General features: G+C 68.8%; 21 protein-coding genes. 12 read left to right on the forward strand and 9 right to left on the reverse strand.

The features are described 5' to 3' along the window. Positions 1–2 precede the first annotated feature (2 nt). Positions 3–326, reverse strand: coding sequence for a YnfA family protein (locus AC0IZS_RS09345; protein ID WP_057266802.1), 324 nt, complete (start codon positions 324–326; stop codon positions 3–5). 116 nt (positions 327–442) lie between these two features. On the opposite strand from AC0IZS_RS09345, the gene AC0IZS_RS09350 reads away from it, so the two are divergent. Then, the gene (locus AC0IZS_RS09350) at positions 443–787 is read left to right on the forward strand and encodes an NIPSNAP family protein (RefSeq protein ID WP_471635387.1); all 345 of its coding nucleotides are present in this window, start codon (positions 443–445) and stop codon (positions 785–787) included. Then, positions 784–1128 (forward strand): antibiotic biosynthesis monooxygenase family protein, encoded by a 345-nt coding sequence (locus tag AC0IZS_RS09355; RefSeq protein WP_471635388.1) that lies wholly within the window; start codon positions 784–786, stop codon positions 1126–1128. The genes AC0IZS_RS09350 and AC0IZS_RS09355 overlap by 4 nt, the downstream gene beginning before the upstream one ends. A gap of 13 nt (positions 1129–1141) precedes the next feature. Here the strand turns inward: AC0IZS_RS09355 and AC0IZS_RS09360 are convergent, their stop codons facing one another. The 3 genes from AC0IZS_RS09360 to AC0IZS_RS09370 all read right to left on the reverse strand — a co-directional run bounded on the left by AC0IZS_RS09360 (position 1142) and on the right by AC0IZS_RS09370 (position 4222). Further along, positions 1142–1882, reverse strand: a complete 741-nt coding sequence (locus AC0IZS_RS09360; protein ID WP_471635389.1) for a metallophosphoesterase family protein — start codon at positions 1880–1882, stop codon at positions 1142–1144. A gap of 31 nt (positions 1883–1913) precedes the next feature. Beyond that, entirely contained in the window at positions 1914–2663 is a 750-nt protein-coding gene (locus AC0IZS_RS09365) for a hypothetical protein (RefSeq protein WP_471635390.1), read from the reverse strand. A gap of 134 nt (positions 2664–2797) precedes the next feature. Then, entirely contained in the window at positions 2798–4222 is a 1425-nt protein-coding gene (locus AC0IZS_RS09370) for an FAD-binding oxidoreductase (protein ID WP_471635391.1), read from the reverse strand. Between the two features lie 196 nt (positions 4223–4418). Here AC0IZS_RS09370 and AC0IZS_RS09375 point away from each other — a divergent pair, with 196 nt between their 5' ends. The 5 genes from AC0IZS_RS09375 (at position 4419) to AC0IZS_RS09395 (ending at position 8213) form a co-directional block, all read left to right on the forward strand. Continuing rightward, positions 4419–5210: a GntR family transcriptional regulator gene (locus tag AC0IZS_RS09375; RefSeq protein WP_471635392.1), complete on the forward strand. Its 792-nt coding sequence runs from the start codon at positions 4419–4421 to the stop codon at positions 5208–5210. After that, complete coding sequence (locus AC0IZS_RS09380; protein WP_471635393.1) at positions 5207–6022, forward strand: transporter substrate-binding domain-containing protein; 816 nt, start codon at positions 5207–5209, stop codon at positions 6020–6022. Before AC0IZS_RS09375 ends, AC0IZS_RS09380 begins: the two co-directional genes overlap by 4 nt. 75 nt (positions 6023–6097) lie before the next feature. Next, a complete protein-coding gene (locus tag AC0IZS_RS09385; protein WP_471635394.1) occupies positions 6098–6772 on the forward strand; it encodes an amino acid ABC transporter permease in 675 nt (224 codons plus the stop codon). 6 nt (positions 6773–6778) lie between these two features. Further along, a complete protein-coding gene (locus tag AC0IZS_RS09390) occupies positions 6779–7432 on the forward strand; it encodes an amino acid ABC transporter permease (protein WP_057200340.1) in 654 nt (217 codons plus the stop codon). Further along, entirely contained in the window at positions 7416–8213 is a 798-nt protein-coding gene (locus AC0IZS_RS09395; protein ID WP_471635395.1) for an amino acid ABC transporter ATP-binding protein, read from the forward strand. The genes AC0IZS_RS09390 and AC0IZS_RS09395 overlap by 17 nt, the downstream gene beginning before the upstream one ends. Positions 8214–8382: 169 nt before the next feature. Here the strand turns inward: AC0IZS_RS09395 and AC0IZS_RS09400 are convergent, their stop codons facing one another. Further along, positions 8383–8844: an EF-hand domain-containing protein gene (locus AC0IZS_RS09400; RefSeq protein ID WP_471635396.1), complete on the reverse strand. Its 462-nt coding sequence runs from the start codon at positions 8842–8844 to the stop codon at positions 8383–8385. 271 nt (positions 8845–9115) lie between these two features. Between AC0IZS_RS09400 and AC0IZS_RS09405 the strand changes: the two genes are divergently transcribed. Next, positions 9116–9562, forward strand: a complete 447-nt coding sequence (locus tag AC0IZS_RS09405) for a hypothetical protein (RefSeq protein WP_471635397.1) — start codon at positions 9116–9118, stop codon at positions 9560–9562. A gap of 336 nt (positions 9563–9898) precedes the next feature. Next, positions 9899–10471 (forward strand): cob(I)yrinic acid a,c-diamide adenosyltransferase, encoded by a 573-nt coding sequence (locus AC0IZS_RS09410; protein ID WP_471635398.1) that lies wholly within the window; start codon positions 9899–9901, stop codon positions 10469–10471. 25 nt (positions 10472–10496) lie between these two features. Here the strand turns inward: AC0IZS_RS09410 and AC0IZS_RS09415 are convergent, their stop codons facing one another. From AC0IZS_RS09415 to AC0IZS_RS09430, 4 genes are all read right to left on the reverse strand, one after another. After that, a complete protein-coding gene (locus tag AC0IZS_RS09415; protein WP_471635399.1) occupies positions 10497–11306 on the reverse strand; it encodes a GntR family transcriptional regulator in 810 nt (269 codons plus the stop codon). Positions 11307–11379: 73 nt separating this feature from the next. Then, a complete protein-coding gene (locus AC0IZS_RS09420; protein ID WP_471635400.1) occupies positions 11380–12603 on the reverse strand; it encodes an amidase in 1224 nt (407 codons plus the stop codon). 10 nt (positions 12604–12613) lie between these two features. Next, the gene (locus AC0IZS_RS09425) at positions 12614–13528 is read right to left on the reverse strand and encodes a polysaccharide deacetylase family protein (RefSeq protein WP_471635401.1); all 915 of its coding nucleotides are present in this window, start codon (positions 13526–13528) and stop codon (positions 12614–12616) included. Further along, on the reverse strand, positions 13525–13977 hold the full coding sequence (locus AC0IZS_RS09430) for a nuclear transport factor 2 family protein (protein ID WP_471635402.1): 453 nt from the start codon (positions 13975–13977) through the stop codon (positions 13525–13527). Before AC0IZS_RS09430 ends, AC0IZS_RS09425 begins: the two co-directional genes overlap by 4 nt. 266 nt (positions 13978–14243) lie before the next feature. Between AC0IZS_RS09430 and AC0IZS_RS09435 the strand changes: the two genes are divergently transcribed. From AC0IZS_RS09435 to AC0IZS_RS09445, 3 genes are all read left to right on the forward strand, one after another. Beyond that, positions 14244–15437, forward strand: a complete 1194-nt coding sequence (locus tag AC0IZS_RS09435) for an ABC transporter substrate-binding protein (protein ID WP_471635403.1) — start codon at positions 14244–14246, stop codon at positions 15435–15437. A 182-nt stretch (positions 15438–15619) separates the two neighbouring features. After that, positions 15620–16498 (forward strand): branched-chain amino acid ABC transporter permease, encoded by an 879-nt coding sequence (locus AC0IZS_RS09440; RefSeq protein WP_409780007.1) that lies wholly within the window; start codon positions 15620–15622, stop codon positions 16496–16498. Between the two features lie 62 nt (positions 16499–16560). Beyond that, positions 16561–19053, forward strand: a complete 2493-nt coding sequence (locus tag AC0IZS_RS09445) for a branched-chain amino acid ABC transporter ATP-binding protein/permease (protein ID WP_471639491.1) — start codon at positions 16561–16563, stop codon at positions 19051–19053. The last annotated feature ends 10 nt before the right edge of the window (positions 19054–19063 follow it).

The following is a 19063-nucleotide window of genomic DNA, read 5'->3' on the forward strand; positions in this document are numbered from 1 at the left end:
GCTCAGCGCGCTGGTTGGAACATGATGATGGCCATGCCGCACAGGGCGACGGCCACTCCGGCAATGTCCCAGGCCGTGGGTCGGATCTGGTCCACGGCCCAGAGCCAGGCCAGCGCCACGCCGATGTAGACGCCGCCATAGGCGGCATACACGCGGCCGGCGGCCGCCGTGTCGTGCAGGGTCAGCAGCCAGGCGAACAGCGCCAGGCTGGCGGCCGCGGGCAGCAGCAGCCACATGGGCTTGCCTTGTTTGAGCCACAGGTAAGGCAGGTAGCAGCCCACGATCTCGGCCAGCGCGGTGGCGATGAACAGGAGCAGGGTCTTCATGCGGAGGGCAGGGGCGGCAGGGCGATTTGGGTCATGACGCTTCGATGGTGGGCGAAGCATCCGGGGCGGTCAAGCGCCTATCGTGAAGCCTGTTTCCACAAGAGGTTGCAGTCACCATGATCACCTGTTTCATCCGCTACGAGATCGACCCCTTCCAGCGCGACAGCTTTGCCGAGTACGCGCGGCGCTGGGGCCAGATCATCCCGCGCTGCGGCGGCCACCTGCTGGGCTACTTCCTGCCGCACGAGGGCAGCAACTGCGAGGCCTGGGGCCTGATCGGCTTCGACTCGCTGGCCGCCTACGAGGCCTACCGCGCGCGCCTGCGCACCGATGCCGAGGGCCGTGCCAACTTTGCCTTCGCGCAGGAAAAGCGCTTCATCCTGCGCGAGGAGCGCACGTTTACCCAAGGGGTGGAAGGCACGCTGGGCCTGCCAGCCCATGCGCAGGAGTCCACGCCATGATGGCCGTGGTCTTCGAGGTGACGCCCGCGCCCGGCCAGCGCGGCGCCTACCTGGATGCGGCAGCGGCCTTGAAGCCCCTGCTCGCGCAGATCGACGGCTTTGTCTCCATCGAGCGCTTCGAGAGCCTGGCCACGCCGGGCAAGCTGCTGTCCCCGTCCTTCTGGCGCGATGAAGAAGCCGTGGCCCGCTGGCGCCAGCAGGAGGCACACCGCAGCACCCAGGCGGCCGGGCGCGACCATGTGTTTGCCGACTACCGGCTGCGCGTGGCGGCGGTGGTGCGCGACTATGGCATGAACGACCGGGCAGAGGCGCCCGACGATTCGCGCGCGGTGCACGGCTGAAAATCGGCTGGCCTCATACCGGCATGAGGCCGGTGCGCAGGGCGTGCGCCCACCCGGGCCGACCGTTCCGATCGGCCAGCACGGCCATGGATTCGTGGTCGTAGGGCACCAGGTGGTGCTCCACCGCCCAGCCCCGCCCAGTCAACTCCGCGATGGCGTAGCGCGCGTCAGGCGTGCCGTTCTCCACCTTGTGGGCCACGGGGTGGTCGTCGTCGTAGGCCTGCAGGCCCACGCTGCCGGGGTTGAGCAGCAGCACACCGGCACCCAGGCGCACCTGGCGCGGCACATGCGTGTGGCCGCTGGCGATCAGCGGTGCGTACTGGCCCGCCAGGCGCTCGTCGATCTCGGTCGGGGTGGCGGCGCGCACCGTGGAGCTGTCCAGCGTTTCGAGCAGGTATTCATGGTCGCTGCGCGGTGAGCCATGGCACAGCAGCACGTTCTCGTCCAGGCGCAAGGTGTGGGTGAGGCTGCGCATCCAGGCGAACTCCGCCTCGGTGAGCTGGCTGTGCGCGTACTGGTCCGATGCGCCGCCGTGGCCGGGTCGCAACTGCAGCACCTGGCGCTCATGGTTGCCGGCCAGCGACAGCCAGTCCGACGCCATGAGCCACTGCGCCGTCTCGCGCGGCCGCAGCGGGCCCGAGAGGTTGTCGCCCAGGTTCACCACCCGGTCGGCGCCGCGACGGGCGATGTCGGCCGCCACGGCTTCGAGGGCCGCGAGGTTGCCGTGGATGTCAGAAACGAAGGCGATGCGCATGGGAGGGAAGGTCGGGCGGGCGGTTGGGCTGTCAGCACGGGGACACGCTGCCGCCCGCGCTGCTGAGCAGGTGGGCCGTCACCTGCGCCCGGTTGAACAGCAGGTCGCACAGCCATGCATAGACCAGTGCAATATAGCCCAGCAGCGCCCAGCCCACGTAGTCGCCAAAGACAATGGTGTGCAGCCAGTTCTGCCCGAACAGGTAGACCGCGCTGGCGGCAGCGGTGGCCAGCAGCAAGGTGGCCGCAGCGGGCAACAGCTGCAGACGGGCGGCGGGGCGGCGCAGCGCGGCCACGCCCAGCAGGGCAAAGGCCAGCGCATTGGCGCCGCTGAAGATGCGCAGCTCGCGCAGCAGCTGGCCAACGGTCTCCAGGTACTGCGTGCGGATCAGGTCCGAGAGCTGCGCTTGCATCTGCTGCAAGGTGCCGAGTTTCAGTTCCATGTGCTCCTGGTAGCGCTTGCGGCACGCGCATTCGGGGATGCCCATCTCGGCGGCGATGGCTGCGATGCGTGCGGGCAGGCCGTGGGTGAGTGCCCCGCGCACAGCGGCGATTTCGCGCTCACGGTCATGCAGCAGGGCGCGTGCCTTGCCATCGAGAAAGCGTGCGTCCAGCGCCGCGATCTTCTCGCCGGTCTTGCGCTCGATCTGCTGGCGGATCAGCTCCCGGGCCTGGTGCTCCACCCAGGTCGGCCGGGCCAGGGACACCGCGAACAGGGCGCCAAAGAACAGGCTGCCCACGAGGGCGATGGCAAGGACCAGGGGGCGGATGGTGGTGTGCATGGCAGGCGAAGCAAGAGGCCGGGGACCGGCCACGATACGGCAGCCCGGGCGCAACGCAAGCCACGCCCTGCACGATTGTGTGACTTATGCCCGCAAACGAGGCCGCGCTCGGGGCAACGGCCTCGTGGCCGCCTTCACAGCGCGAAGATCTTGCCCGGGTTCAGGATGTTCTTCGGGTCCAGCGCGCGCTTGATGGCGCGCATCATGTCCACTGCGCCGGCGCCGGTCTCGTCGAGCAGGAAACCCATCTTGTGCAGGCCCACGCCATGCTCGCCGGTGCAGGTGCCGCCCAGCGCCAGGGCGCGCGCCACGAGCTTGTGGTTCAGGTCCTCGGCGGTCACACGCTCTTCGGGGATGTTCGGGTCCAGCAGGTAGCCGAAGTGGAAGTTGCCGTCGCCCACATGGCCCACGAGGAAGTAGGGGATGCCGCTGGCGTCGGCCTCGGCCACCGAGTCGAGCAGGCAGTCCGCCAGGCGGCTGATGGGCACGCAGGTGTCGGTGCTGATGGCGCGGCAGCCCGGGCGGCTCTGCACGGCAGCGAAGTAGGCGTTGTGCCGCGCGGTCCACAGGCGCGTGCGTTCCTCGGGCGTGCTGGCCCATTCGAAGGCGTTGCCGCCGAACTCGCTGGCGATCTCCTGCACGGTCTCGGCCTGCTCCTTCACGCTCGACGGCGAGCCGTGGAACTCCATCAGCAGCATGGGCTCCTCGCGCAGGCCGAGCTTGCTGTGTGCGTTGACCATGCGCACGGTGTGGTGGTCGATCAGCTCCACGCGCGCGATCGGCACGCCGAGCTGGATGGTCTGGATGGTGGTGCGCACGGCCGCCTCAATGCTCGGGAAGGAGCAGATCGCCGCCGACACGGCTTCGGGCAGCGGGTACAGGCGCACGGTGATCTGGGTCATGATGCCCAGCGTGCCCTCGCTGCCCACCATCAGCCGCGTGAGGTCGTAGCCGGCGCTGCTCTTTTTGGCGCGGGTGCCGGTGCGGATGACCTCGCCGCTGGCGGTCACCACCTCCAGTGCCAGCACGTTCTCGCGCATGGTGCCGTAGCGCACGGCGTTGGTGCCACTGGCGCGCGTGGCGCTCATGCCGCCGATGCTGGCGTCCGCACCGGGGTCGATGGGGAAGAACAGGCCCGTGTCCTTGATCGCGTCGTTGAGTCCCTTGCGCGTGATGCCGGGCTGCACCGTTACCGTGAGGTCCTCGGCATCGATGCTCAGCACCTGGTTCATGCGGCTCACGTCGATGCTGATGCCGCCCTGCACGGCCAGCAGGTGGCCTTCGAGCGAGGAGCCGGCGCCGTAGGGGATCACCGGCACCTCGTATTGGCTGGCCAGCTTCACGGCATCGGACACGTCCTGCGTGCTTTCGGCAAACACCACGGCCGAGGGCGGCGGCGCCTGCAGCGAGCCCTCGTCGCGCCCATGCTGCTCGCGCACCGCTTGCGCCAGCGAGCATCGGTCGCCAAAGCGGGCCTGCAGCGCATCGATCAGCGCCTGGGGCACCTCGCGCAGGTGGATCTCGGGCAGCAGGTGCGAGGCGGCGGTGGGGGCGTTCATGGCATGTCTCCGGCGGAATCTGGTGTGGGATTCATTTTAGGGCGGTGTGCCCAAACGCGGGGCGGGCCAAGGAGAACCCGACCGCCGTGTGCGCCGCCGTAGTGCGGCGACCGCTGCCAGTGCATCCCATTGGTGCGCCAAGCTGGTGCATTTTGCTTGTATACCAGTTGGCACGGAAGCTGCAAAGGTGGTGCCAATGACTTCCGCCACCGACATCAGCAACCGCATCATCGAAGCCGTGATGGCCCAGAAGCTGGCCCCGGGCTCGCGCCTGGGCGAGCAGCAGCTGGCCATGCTGTTCGATTGCAGCCGCACCATCGTGCGCGAGGCGCTCACGCGGCTGTCCACGCGCGGCATCGTCACCGTGAGCGCGCGCCGCGGCTGGTACGTGATCGAGCCGTCCGAGGACGAGGCGCGCGAGGCCTTCGAGGCGCGCCGCGTGATCGAGCTCGGGTTGCTGCACCAGCTCAAGTCGGTGGACAAGGCGGCCGTGCGCCAGCTCAAGAACCACCTGCAGCGCGAGAAGGCGGCCCTGGCCGGCAGCGACGTGGGTGCGCGCAGCTTCCTGCTGGGCGATTTCCACGTCTGCCTGGCCGAGTGCCTGGGCAACAGCCTGCTGGCCGACACGCTGCGCGACTTCACCGCGCGCACCACGCTGATCGCCATGCTCTACCAGTCCTCGCACGACGCAGCGCAGTCCTGCGCCGACCACGTGCGCATCGTCGAGGCGCTGGAGGCCGGCGATATCGCCCGCGCCGAGGCCCTGATGTCCGAACACATCGGCACCGTGCAGGACGCCCTGCGCCTGCAGGCGGCCCACGACCCGCTGGCCGAGCTGCGCGACGCGCTGGCGCCGGTGCGCAAGAGCGCTGCCGCGCCCGAGGCGGCAGTGCCTGTCAAGGGCCGCGCTCCGCGCAAGGCGGCCGCCAAGAAATCTGTTCCCCCACCGTCCGACGACGCATCCACCTACCTAGGAGCCCTGCTATGACCCCCCGCGCCACCACCACCCGCCGTTCCACCCTGGGCCTGCTGGCCGCCGCCGGCCTGTCGGCTGCCGCGCTGCTGGCCCCTGCCGCGCATGCGCAGAACGCGCTGGACAACATCCAGAAGGCCAAGGAAATCAAGATCGCCATCCCCACCGACTACCCGCCCTACGGCTTCGTCGGCACCGACCTCAAGCCCCAGGGCCTGGACGTGGAGATGGCCAACTACATTGCCGCCAAGCTGGGCGTGAAGGTCGAGCTGATCCCCGTGACCAGCGCCAACCGCATCCCCTACCTGCAGACGCAGAAGGCCGACCTCGTCATCTCCACCCTGGGCAAGAACCCCGAGCGCGAGAAGGTCATCGACTTCACCGCGGCCTACGCACCGTTCTTCCAGGCCGTGTTCGCAAGCAAGAGCCTGTCGATCAAGAGCTTTGCCGACCTGACGGGCAAGTCGGTGGCCGTGACGCGCGGTGCCATGGAAGACCAGGAGCTGGCCAAGGTCGCGCCCCCCGGCGTGGACGTCAAGCGCTTCGAGGACCATGCGGCCAGCATCTCGGCCTTCGTCTCGGGCCAGACGCAGGCGATCGCCACCAGCGCATCGACGGCCGGCACCATCATGGTCAAGAACCCGAGCCTGGCCACCGAGTACAAGCTGCTGCTCAAGGACAGCCCCAACTTCATCGGCGTGGCCAAGGGCGAGGACAAGCTGCGCCTGCGCGTGAACGAGATCATCGCCGAGGCCAGGAAGTCCGGCGACATCGACAAGCTGTCCAGCAAGTGGCTGGGCCGCCCCGCAGGCGACCTGCCGCAGTAATTCCGGCTGCACCGCACCTCCGCACCCACCTTGCACAGGCCTGCCGCGCGATGAGCGCGGCGGGGTAGGCACACCATGCTCATCCAACTGGATTTCTCTGCCGTGTTCTCGCAGTGGCCCCTGCTGCTGCGCGGCGTGGCCTGGACGATAGGGCTCACCATCGTGGGCACGGTGCTGGGGCTGCTGCTGGGCACGGCCTGCGCCTGGGCGCGCTCGCGCAACCTGGGCCCGCGCCCGGCGGCGCTGCGCTGGGTGGTGGCCGCGTACGTCGAACTGGTGCGCAACACGCCGTTCATCGTGCAGCTGTTCTTCCTGTTCTTCGGGCTGCCGGCGCTGGGGCTCAAGCTCTCGCCCGAATTGGCGTCGATGCTGGCCATGGTGATCAACCTCGGCGCCTACTCGTCCGAGATCATCCGCGCCGGCATCGAGGCCACGCCGCGCGGCCAGGTGGAGGCCGCTGCAAGCCTGGCCCTCACCCCCGGCCAGACCTTCCGCCGGGTGGTGCTGCCGCCCGCACTGCAGAAGGTGTGGCCCTCGATGGTGAGCCAGATCATCATCGTCATGCTCGGTTCGGCGGTGTGCGGCCAGATCTCCACGCCCGAGCTGAGCTATGCCGCCAACCTGATCTCGAGCAACACCTTCCGCGCATTCGAGGCCTTCATCGTGGCCACCATCGTGTACCTGGCGCTGTCCATGCTCACCCGGCGCCTGCTGGTCTGGGTGGGTGCGCGTTTCCTCGTAGGAAGGTAATTCGACATGGTTGAGTTCAGCATCTGGGACATCCTGCGCAACCTGCTCGGTGCCGCGCGCTGGACGGTGAGCCTGTCGCTCATCGCCTTCATCGGCGGCGGCCTCGTCGGCATGGCGCTGCTGGTGCTGCGCCTGTCCAAGCTGCGCGGTGCGCAGCGCGCCATCAGCGCCTATGTGCAGGTCTTCCAGGGCACGCCGCTCTTGATGCAGCTGTTCCTGGCCTACTTCGGCATCGCGCTGTTCGGCATCAAGACCTCGCCGTGGACAGCGGCGGCCTTTGCCCTCACGCTCTACACCAGCGCCTACCTCACCGAGATCTGGCGCGGCTGCGTGGAGTCCATCCCCAAGGGGCAGTGGGAGGCCGCGCAGAGCCTGGCCCTCAACTTCCGCGAGCAGCTGCGCCATGTGGTGCTGCCGCAGGCGCTGCGCATCGCGGTGCCGCCCACGGTGGGCTTTCTGGTGCAGGTGATCAAGGGCACGGCGCTGGCCTCGGTGATCGGCTTCGTCGAACTGACCAAGGCCGGCAGCATGATCTCCAACGCCACCTACAAGCCCTTCCTCGTCTACGCCTGCGTGGCCCTCATGTACTTTGCGCTGTGCTTCCCGGTGAGCCTGGTGGCGCAGTCCCTCGAAAGGAAACTCCATGGCAACCGGCACTGAAACCACCACCCCTGCTGCCGCCACCCCTGCCGATGGGCTGCCGGGCCGCCCCATCGTGGACATCACGGCGCTGCGCAAGTCCTACGGCACGAACGAGGTGCTCAAGGGCATCGATCTGAAGGTGCAGCGCGGCGAGGTGATCGCCATCATCGGCAAGAGCGGCTCGGGCAAGAGCACGCTGCTGCGCTGCATCAACGGCCTGGAGGTGTTCCAGGAAGGTGCGCTCAGCGTCAACGGCCAGAAGCTCATGCACGAAAGCCCCACCGCCATGCGCTCGCTGCGCCAGCAGGTGGGCATGATCTTCCAGAACTTCAACCTGTTCCCGCACCTCTCCGTGGGCCGCAACATCATGCTGGCGCCCACGCTGGTCAAGGCGCGCGACGCCAAGGCCGCCGCCGAGCAGGCGCGCCAGCTGCTCACCCGCGTGGGCCTGGCCGAGAAGTTCGACGCCATGCCCGACCAGCTCTCGGGCGGCCAGCAGCAGCGCGTGGCCATCGCCCGTGCGCTGGCGATGGAGCCGCAGGTGCTGCTGTGCGACGAGATCACCTCGGCGCTGGACCCCGAACTCGTGGGTGAGGTGCTGCGCGTGGTGGAGTCGCTTGCGCTCGAAGGCATGACGCTGATGATGGTCACGCACGAGATGGCGTTCGCGCGCAAGGTGGGCGACCGCGTGGTCTTCATGCACAAGGGCCGCGTGCACGAGACCGGCACACCGGCCGAACTCTTCGGCAGCCCGAAGACGCCCGAGCTGCAGCAGTTCCTCTCGTCGCTGCACGACTGATACGGATTTGCCTTCAACCGTCTAACGTCGTTGGTTCGCCTTGCCGTGCTACAGCACTGTCTGCGGCTCCCGCCTAGTCATACGATCGAATGCAAATCCGTACGATTGGACGGGCAGAAAAAAAGCACGCCGCAGCGTGCTTGTGGGATGAATGGGGAGGTGGGGTCGATCAGGACTTGGCGGCCAGGGCAAACTCTTCGAGCGACAGGAACTTGTCCTTGTTGCGGTCCAGGGCCTCGAACTTCTGGCTGATGGCCGGCAGCATCACGGCCTCCTGCGGGCTCAGCTGGCCATCGCGGTTGGCGTCTGCACGCGAGAAGGCAACGCCGGCCTGCGAGTTCTGCACCTGTTGGGTGGAGTTGGCCGTGCCGCCGAGTTGGGGTGCCAGGGCGGGCGATGGGGTCGTGGCGCTGTGCGGGATGGGCGGGGTCACCCCCAGGCTCGGTGTCGCAGGCCGGGTGCTGTTGGCCGGCGCGGTCAGCGGTGGGTTGTTGGTGGTGTTCTGCGCATGGGCGGTGGACGCCGCAGTGAAAGCACCGATGGAAAGCACGGCAAACAGCAGGGCGCTGCTGGCATCGAAGGGGTGGGCGGCTTTACGCGATGGGGTGTTCACGGTCGTTGGGGTCTTCATGGGTGCTGAGCTCCGAAGTTGAACAGGCCACCATTGCACCGCAGATGGCTGTGGGCAGCCAGCCATTTTGCCGGCTGTTGCCTGGGCCTACATTTGCCTGCCCGGTGTAACTCTTGGTGTAGGACGCCCGGCCGAATGGCTTGCCATGGTACGCCGCACGCTCGCTTGAAGTCCCACGCCAGTCCCTGCGCAAGTCCTACAGCCCCGGCCACGGCGCGGCTGAACAATAGACCCAGAGCACTCAACGCTCTTCTTTTGACAAGGACTCTCCATGACTACCAAGCACACCCTCATCGCTTCCCTGGCTGTTCTCGCATGCAGTGCCGCACTGGCTCAGGCGCCCGCTGGCGTGGGCAAGACCCCTGCCGAAGTGAGCCCGTCCGCATCGGGTGGCGCAGCCGCCACCTCGGCCCAGAACAAGGTCGACAACAAGAAGGCCAACTCGTCGGCCGCTGTGGCCAACCCCGCAGCCGGCATGGGCAAGGGCGCTCCCGCCCCTGAAATCGATGCCACCGCTGCCGGCGGCAAGGCCGCTGCCAATGCCGAAAAGAAGACCAACGCCCGCCTGATGGACGCCAATGGCGATGGCATGGTGTCGCGCGCTGAATGGGACCGCTACCACGCTGACGCCTGGTCCGGCATGCAGTCCAGCGCCAAGAACGGCCTGGTCTCCACTGCCGAGATCGATGCCGCCAACCGCCGCGCCATGGTCCAGTGACCGCCGCCATGGCGGCAGATGAGTCCGGTGGTCTGGTACGCACTCGCCCTGGGGCGGGTGCCTGCCACCGGCCCCGCCCGGCGGGTGGCGCACTACCCGCAACCTTTTTTTCCATGCAATGACGTGTTACCTGCCTTTCAAGGGCATGGTAGGCGTGCATTGCATTGGCCGTTTCTGCTCCTCTCTTTTCCCATAGGCCCATGCGCCAATGTGCGGCGATGGATGACAATGCGGCGCATGGCTGTCGAGAGTGGTGTGCTGCACCTGCGATGGCAATCCCCCATTCAACGAAGCAGCTTGCCGGACTTCTGCAGACGCTGCGCACAGGAGGTCTCCATGGGCAATCGACTCACCGCCATTGCCACCCGCACGGGTGATGCCGGCACCACCGGACTGGGCAACGACCAGCGCGTCTCCAAGAACAGCACCCGCATCCACGCCATGGGCGACGTGGACGAGCTCAACTCCCACATCGGCCTGCTGCTGTGCGAACCCTTGCCCGACGATGTGCGCAGCCTGCTCGTGCAGGTGCAGCACCAGCTGTTCAACCTGGGCGGCGAGCTCTCCATACCGGGCTACGAACTGCTTAAGCCCGAGGCCGTGCTGCAGCTCGACGAAGCACTGGCGCACTACAACGCATCGCTGCCCCGGCTGCAGGAGTTCATCCTGCCTGCCGGTACCCGAGCCGCTTCACAGGCCCATGTGTGCCGCACCGTGGCGCGCCGCGCCGAGCGCGTGGTGGTGGGCCTGGGCAGCGAGGAAACCCTGAACGACGCGCCGCGCCAGTACCTCAACCGCCTGTCGGACCTGATGTTCGTGCTGGCCCGCGTGCTCAACCGCATGGACGGTGGCGACGACGTGTACTGGCAGAGCGAGCGCCTGGCCCGATCACAGGCCGCCGACCACTGATCACCGCGGATATCTTGCGCAGACCTCAGGCCATCCCGAGCATGCGTGCCAGGTTGTTGTCGCTGCGTTCCTGTTGCAGCGTGATGCTGTGCTCCAGCGCCAGCAGGTGCGCGTCCATCTCGCGCGCTGCGCCGTCGGCGTCGCCCCGGGCGATGAGGTCGACCACGCGCGCATGCTCTTCGTGCTCGCACGAGGCCTTGCCCGGCGGCTCGTAGAGCGCCACGATCAGCGAGCAGCGCGACACCAGTTCCATCAGGTAGCGCTGCAGCACCGGGTTGCGGGACAGCTCCGCCAGCCGCAGGTGGAAGGCGCTGGCCAGCCGTGCCCAGGCGGGTTGGGTGAAGCGGTGCATCGCGTGGTGCTCCTCCTCCAGCTGCTGGCGCAGCGAAGCGATGTCCTCGGGCGTCGCATGGTGCGTGGCCAGGCGCACGATGGAGCCTTCGAGCGCACGGCGCGCCTCGAACACCTGGCGCGTCTCCTCGGGCGTGGGCTCGGCCACGATGGCGCCGCGGTTGGGGCGCAGGTCCACGATGTGGTCGTGCGCCAGCGCCTGCAGCACCTTGCGCACGGTGGCGCGGCGCACGTCGAACAGCTCGCACAGCGAGGCCTCGGGCAGCTTGGTGCCGGGCGTCAGGCGCTGGGTCATCACGCTCTCGTACACCGTGTTGTAGATGCGCGTTTCCACATCGTCGCCCGTGCGCAGGCCCGGCAGGCCGGGCAGGTCGCTTTCCTGCAGTTGCGCGGCCGCCTTGGGCGGCACTGCCGCAGGGGATTGGGTCGAGGTGGTGGGCCGCGGTGGCTTGGCGCCGGTGCGGGGAGTTGTCTTGGTGGCCATGGTGTTCGCCCGGAGCGCCTGTGGGTTGTCGTCGCGCAGTCCGGCGGATGTTGTTGCCCCCATTGTCGCGCCTTCAGCGTGCGCCGTCCTGCAGCGCCTGCCAGACCTGCACCGCCAGGTGCACCAGGGCCCGGTCGCTGCCCGCCGGACCGATCAGCGACACCCCCGCCGGCAAGCCACCGGCCGTGGCCAGCGGCAGGCTCACCTGTGGCAGCCCGGCCAGCCCGGCGATGCAGCAGATGCGCAGGGTGCGTGCGCGGATGGCGTCGATCTCGGCACCCCCCGCACTGCGCAACGGTGCCACGCTGGCGGCCGAAGGAACGATCAGCACCGTGCCATTGCCGACGAGCGCACGCACCTGGGCGCGGGCGGCCTGGCCTGCGGCGCGCGCCGCCCCGGCGGCCTCGGCCGTGACCTCTGACGCGGCCTGCCAGCGGCCGGCAATGGCGTCTTCGAAGCCGGGCGCGTTGGCCGCGATCCATGCGCCATGGGCCTGCCAGGCCTCATGGGCGCCCCAGGCCACATAGTGGCGGCGCCAGTCCTCCAGAGAACTGCCCTGGGCTGCGGTGGTCGTACCCAGCCCCTGGGGCAGGACCCTGGCGAGCACTTCGCCCACGCGGGGCAGCAGTGCGGCCACCTCGGCGTCGGCCTCGGCAGCCGCGTCCTGCAGCACGACGGCGCGCGCCGCCGCGAAGGAGGTGGCAGGCAGCAGTGCCTGGGCCACACGCTCGAAGGTGCCGGCATCGTGCGCGAACCAGGTCGCGGTGTCGAAGCTGTCGTGCAGGGGCACCAGGCCCTCGCGTGACACCTGGCCGTGCGTGGTGCGCAGGCCCCACACGCCGCAGTAGCTGGCCGGCACGCGGGTGGATCCACCCGTGTCGGTGCCCAGCGCAAAGTCCACCAGGCGCGCGGCCACGGCCGCCACCGAGCCGCTCGACGAGCCGCCCGGGATGCGCTCGGGTGCGGCGCTGTTGAGCGGCATGCCGTAGTGCAGGTTGTGGCCGTGGATGCTGTAGGCCAGCTCATCGGTGACGAGCTTGCCGCACAGCGTGGCGCCGGCGTCGAGCAGCTGCTGCACCAGTGCGCTATGGCGTGTGGGCACCGGGTGGCTGGCCAGCCAGGCGGGGTTGCCCGCGCCCGTGGGATGGCCGGCCACGTCGAACACGTCCTTGGCGGCAAAGCGCAGGCCGGCCAGGGGGCCGTGGGGTGCTCCTTCGATCACGAAGTGGCCATGGGGCACCCAGGCATGGACGGTGTCGGTGAAGGGCAGGCCGGGGGAAGCGATGGGGCGGTGCATGGGGCGGGGCTCAGGCAGAGGGGAACAGGGCATCCACATGCGCGCAGATGGCGCCGGGCGTGGTGAACCAGACGGCGCCGGCATCGCGCGCGCGCGCCACATGCTCCAGCGCGCGGCGCAGGTGGCGCAAGCGGTAGGGCTGGCCCACGAGGTAGGGATGCAGGGCGATGCCCATGACCAGCGGCTGCGCGGCCGATTGCTGCAGCATCTCGTCGAAATTGTCGACAATCATCTGTGCGAAGTCCTTGCCGTCGAGCTGGCGCGCAATGATCATCGGGATGTCGTTGAGCTCCTGCGGGTAGGGAATCGACCACAGCCGCTGGCCGCTGCGCGTGTGCATCGGCACGGGCTGGTCGTCGTGCGCCCAGTTCAGGGTGTAGCGGTAGCCGGCCTCGGCCAGCAGGTCGGGCGTGGTGGGGCTCTCGGAGATCCAGGGCGAGAGCCAGCCCGCGGGCGCGCCGCCGCTGGCCTGTGCGATGCGTTCGCGGCACGCGGCGAGCAGGGCGGCCTCCTCGGCTTCGGCGAAGTCGCCCTGGCGCTCGGAATTGGTGTGGCCGTGGCCGATCAGCTCATCGCCGCGTGCCGCGCAGGCGGCCAGCAGCTCCGGGCAGTGCTCGTACAGCGCGGTGTTCAAAATGCAGCCGGCCGGCAGGGCCAGCTGGTCAAACAGCTCCAGGCAGCGCCAGGCTCCCACGCGGTTGCCGTACTCGCGCCAGCTGTAGTTGAGCACGTCGGGCTCGGGCGATGCCGGGCCGATGCGTGCGCCCAGGCCCCCGCCGAAGGCGAAGTGCTCCAGGTTGAAGCCCAGGTAGACCGCCAGGCGCGCGCCGTTCGGCCAGGTGTAGTCGGGGCGGCGGGTGATGGGCGTGTAGCCGAAGCGCCCATGGGAGGGCAGGGGGCCATCGCCGTAGATGCTGGTGATCATGCGCCGGCACCTTGGGTGGGCGACCAGGGTGCGGCCAGGCCGGCGCGCACCAGCAGCCACTCGGCGCTGTCGTTCCATACGTCCATGCGCACGATCAGGCCGCGCTGCAGCACGTAGCGGTCCACATAGCGGTTGCCCTCGAACGGCGTGCCATCGGGCCAGGCGCCGTAGAGCGTGCCGGTGTTGTAGACCACGGCCTCTTCGTGCGTGGCGCCGGCCACGACGTCGGTGCTCTCGAACTTCTTTTTCACCCAGGCGTAGCGCGTGGCGTTGAAGGCGCTGCACTCGGCCGGCTGGCGCATGGACCGCCCACCCGTGAAGCGGATGGCCAGGCCCGGCGCGACGAAGCGGCTGGCGGCCACCGGGTCCGGAATCATCACCAGGCGCAGGAACTCTTCGACGATGGCGCCTGCATCCTGGGTGGGTGGGGTGTGTGCTTGCTGCTGCATGTTGGTGCTCCTGATCGCACCACCGGGGTGCGAAATGCTGCGGGGTTGCCTCGGAATGGGGCAGAACGCGGTGAACTGCTTGTGGTGTTCTTTGTCAGCAAAGCGTGTGCCAGATTGTCGACAATCACATATCGATAAAGTTGCCAATAGATATTGGTGTTTGTTGACATTGGCACGGTGCTTGCTGGTGGAGCCTCCCGAGGCGGGCCGACATCCGCCCACCGATCCGTTCATCCCCGTCCACCCGCCACTGCAGGAGAACCGCCATGCCTTTCACCACCCGCCGCCGCTTTGCCGCCGCCACCCTCGCCACTGCGGCCTGGGCCGCCCTGGGAGCCATGGGCGCCGCCCATGCCGCCGAACCGATCAAGGTCGGCCTGGTCACCGCCCTCTCGGGCCAGTCGGCGCTGGCGGGCGATGCGATCACGCGCGGCCTGACCATTGCCATCGAAGAGATCAACGCCAAGGGCGGCCTGCTCGGTGGCCGCAAGCTCGAACTGGTGCGCCGCGACGACGAGGCCAACCCCGCCAAGGGCGTGACGGCTGCGCGCGAACTGATCTACAAGGAAAAGGTGGCCGTGCTCTTCGGTGGGCTGGACACGCCGGTCTCCATCGCCATCGTGCAACTGGCCAACCAGGAAAAGGTGCCTTTCATGGGGCCCTGGGCCGCAGGCACGCCGGTCACCAAGAACGGCGCCAAGCCCAACTTCGCGTTCCGCGTCTCCGCCGTGGACGAGATCGTTGACCGCGGCATGCTGGCCTATGCGCAGAAGACCTTCAATGCCAAGAACCCCGGCATGATCCTGGTGAACAACCCCTGGGGCGAGTCCAACGAGAAGGGCCTGACCGCAGCGCTGACCGCCAAGGGCATGAAGGCCGCGGGCATCGAGAAGTTCGGCGACAGTGACGTGGACGTGGTGCCCCAGCTCACGCGCCTGAAGGCGGCGGGCGCCGACGCGCTGTTCCTGGTCGGCAACGTGGGCCCCTCGGCCCAGGTGGTCAAGTCGCTCGACCGCATGGGCTGGCAGGTGCCCATCGTCTCGCACTGGGGCCCTGCGGGTGGCCGCTTCACCGAACTGGCCGGTGCGAATGCCAAGAACGTGCATTTCGTGCAGACCTACAGCTTCTTCGGCAAGCAGGGCCCGGTGGGCGAGAAGGTGCTGGCGGCCCTCAAGGCCAAGTACCCCGAGATCAAGGGCCCAGACAACATCACCCCCGCCGTGGGCGTGGCCAACGCCTACGACGCCATGCAACTGGCGGCGCTGGCCATCACCCAGGCCGGCAGCACCGAAGGCGATGCCGTGCGCCAGGGCTTCTACAAGATCGGCAAGTACGAGGGCCTGATCAAGGGCTATGACAAGCCCTTCAGCGAAGCCAACCACGACGCACTGAGTGAGAACGACTACGTGTGGGCGCAGTTCATAGGCAACCGCATCCTGCCCGTGGGCCTCGAAAAGTAAGCGCGGCCAATAAAGCTCTTCTGGCGTCGTTGCTGTGTCTTGTCGTACTAACCGTACTGCCTGCCATCAGTCTGGCGTGTAGCGCCTAGCCAGAACCGCTTCGCTGAGCTTTCCTGACCGCTTCAAGCCGTCTTCAAAGACGGTTGCCGTCATTCCTTTACCGCATTTGATCGATCACCACGATGCTCTTTCTCTCCGCCCTCATCAGCGGCATCGGCCTGGGCAGCATGTACGGGCTCATGGCCCTGGGCTTTCACGTCACCTTCGTCGTTTCCGGCACTGTGAACTTTGCCCAGGGCAGCTCCATGATGCTGGGTGCCGTGCTCACCTATGGCTTCGCCATGGTGCTGGGCTGGCCCATGGCGCTGGCCGTGCTGCTGGCGCTGCTGCTGTGCGCGCTCTACGGCCTGGCCGTGGAGTTCTTCGCCGTGCGCCCGTTCGCGCGCCGGGGCTCCGACGCCTGGCTCATGGCCACCGTGGCGCTGGGCATCGTGGTCGACAACCTGGCCATGTTCACCTTCGGCAAGGAGCCGCGCAGCCTGCCCTCGCCGCTGGCCCAGGCGCCGATGACGCTGGGCGACATCGGCCTGGGCGTGTACCCGCTGCAGCTCCTCATCCCGGCCATCGGCCTGGTGCTGGCCGCCGTGCTGCATTTCGTGGCACGGCGCACGCGCTGGGGCACGGCCATGCTGGCCGTGGTGCAGAACCGCGATGCGGCGCGGCTCATGGGGATTCCCATCGGGCGCGTGGTGTCGGCGGCGTTCGCGCTGTCGGCCGTGTTCGCGGGCGTGGCCGGTGTGCTCATCGCGCCGCTCGTGAACGTGCAGTCCGACATGGGCACATTGTTCGGCCTCAAGGCCTTTGCGGTCGCCATCCTGGGCGGCATCGGCAGTGCCTGGGGCGTGATGGCCGCAGGCCTGCTGTTCGGCGTGGCCGAGGCGCTGATCACCTCCACGCTGGGCTCGGGCTACACGCAGATCCTCACTTTCTCGCTCGTCATCGTGGCGCTGGCCGTGCGGCCCAACGGGCTCTTCGGGCGTGCCCTGGTACGCAAGGTATGAAGACGATTTTCTCCTCCATGCAGAACGCACCTTCCCTTCCTTCGTCCGCGCGCGGGCTGGCCATGCCCACCCTGCTCGTGCTCACGGCACTGGGCGTGGCGGCGGGCCTGGCGCTGGCCACGCAGGTCAATGGCTACTACGTCTTCGTGCTGGCCAACGTGGCGCTGCTGGCGCTGGTGGGCATCGGCCTGAACGTGCTGCTCGGCCTGTCGGGCCAGGTCTCGTTCGGGCACGTGGGCTTCTACGCCATCGGCGCCTACGCCGTGGCCATTCTCACCACCAAGGCGGGCTGGAGCTTCTGGGCCGCCTGGCCGGTCGCTGCCGTGCTGGCCGGCGCCATGGGCGCGCTGCTCGCCTTGCCGGCGCTGCGCGTCAAGGGCCCCTACCTGGCCATGGTGACGATTGCCTTCGGCCTGATCGTGGAGCACAGCGCGGTGGAGATGCGCGAGCTCACCGGCGGGCAGAACGGCATCATGGGCATTGCCGCGCCGGCACTGGGCATTGATGCCCTGCGTGGCGAGCGCGCCATTGCCGTGCTGGCCATCGTGGCCGTGGCGGTGGCGCTGCTGGCCTATGTGCGGCTCTCGCGTGGCGCCTGGGGCGCCGCGCTGCGCGCGGTGCGCGACTCCGAGACGGCGGCCGAGTCCATCGGCCTGAATCCGCTGGTCGTGAAGACCGTGGCGTTTGCGGTGTCGGCCCTGCTCGCGGGGCTGGCGGGCGGGCTGTATGCGCCGCTGTCGGGCTTCGTCACGCCGCACAGCTTTTCTTTCCTGCAGTCCATCCTGTTCGTGCTGGTGGTGATGATCGGCGGCGCCGGCAGCATCGCCGGGCCGCTGGTGGGCGCGGTCATCGTGGGCTTGCTGCCCGAGCTGCTCTCGAGCCTGGAGGAGTACCGCCTGCTGTTCTTTGGCGCGCTGCTGCTGGTGGTGCTGTGGGTGGCGCCACAAGGCCTGGTAGGGCTGCTGGCGCGCCTGCACCGCAATGCGCCGGCCAGCGCGGATGCGGGCACCGCATCAGGCGCTGCCTTGCCAGCCCTGAAGCCCGAGGGTGGCCGTGCGCTGAGCGCACAGGGCCTGTCCATGGTGTTCGGCGGGGTGCGCGCGGTGAGTGAGCTGTCGTTCGCCGTGCGGCCCGGTGCCGTCACCAGCCTGATCGGGCCCAACGGCGCGGGCAAGAGCACGGTGCTCAACATGCTCAGCGGCTTCTACACCCCCACCAGCGGCGGCGCGCTGCTGGGCGCCGAGCCGCTGCAGGGCCGCGGTGCCTGGCGCATCGCGCGCGCCGGCGTGGCGCGCAGCTACCAGACCTCGCAGCTCTTCGGCTCGCTGAGCGTGCTGGACAACGTCGCCCTGGCGTTGGCACGCGGTGGCCTGGGCCCGCTGCTGGGCGACGGCCGCGTGTGCTCGGCCGGTGCCCGGAACGAGGCGCGCGCCCTGCTGGCCTGGTGTGGCTACCGGGGCGCCGTGCAGGTGCCGGCCGCCGACCTGGCCCACGTCGACCGGCGCCTGGTGGAGATTGCCCGCGCACTGGCCCTGCGGCCCGAGGTGCTGCTGCTCGACGAGCCGGCTGCCGGCCTGTCCACCGAGGACAAGGAGCAGCTGTCTGCCCTGCTGCGCCGCATTGCCGACCAGGGTGTGGGCGTGCTGCTGGTGGAGCACGACATGGCGCTGGTGATGGGCCTGTCGGACCATGTGGTGGTGATGGAGTCGGGCCGCCACCTGGCCGAAGGCAGCCCTGCCGAGGTGCAGGCCCACCCCGCCGTGCGCAAGGCCTACCTGGGCGATGGCGCCGGTGGTGCGGTGGCCGTGCATGCCGCCGCAGCGCGGGCCCTGCTGGCCGATGCCCCCGAAGTGCTGGGCGTGGGCCGCCTCACCACCGGCTATGGCGCCGAGCCTGTGCTGCACAGCGTGGACCTGCGCGTGCGCCAGGGCGAGATGGTGGCGCTGCTGGGCGCCAACGGCGCGGGCAAGTCCACGCTGATGCGCACCCTGGCAGGCCTGCACCGGCCGCTGTCGGGCGGCATCCACATGGACGGCGTGGAGTTGGGCCCGCTGCGCGCCGAGCAGATCGTGGCGCGCGGCCTGGTGTTGGTGCCCGAGGGGCGCCAGGTGTTTCCCGAGCTCTCGGTGCTCGACAACATCCGCCTGGGCGCCTTCCTCCACCCCGAGGGCCGCGAGGCCCGGGTGGAAGAGATGCTGCAGCGCTTTCCGCGCCTGCGCGAGCGACTGCACCAGCGCGCCGGTCTGCTCTCGGGCGGCGAGCAGCAGATGCTGGCCATCGCCCGCGCCCTCATGAGCCGCCCGCGCGTGCTGTTGCTCGACGAGCCTTCGCTGGGCCTGGCGCCCAAGGTCATCGAAGAGCTGTTCGCCTCGCTCGCGCGCCTGCGTGACGAATCCATGACCCTGGTGCTGGTGGACCAGATGGCGGCGCTGGCGCTGTCGCTGGCCGACCGGGCCTATGTGCTGGAAGGCGGGCGCGTGGTGGCCCAGGGCACGGCGGCGGAAATTGCCGCCAATGACGCCCTGACCCGCGCCTACCTCGGCGGTGGACATTGAATTGAACGCC

The sequence above is a fragment of the Acidovorax sp. AC410 genome (assembly GCF_979253235.1).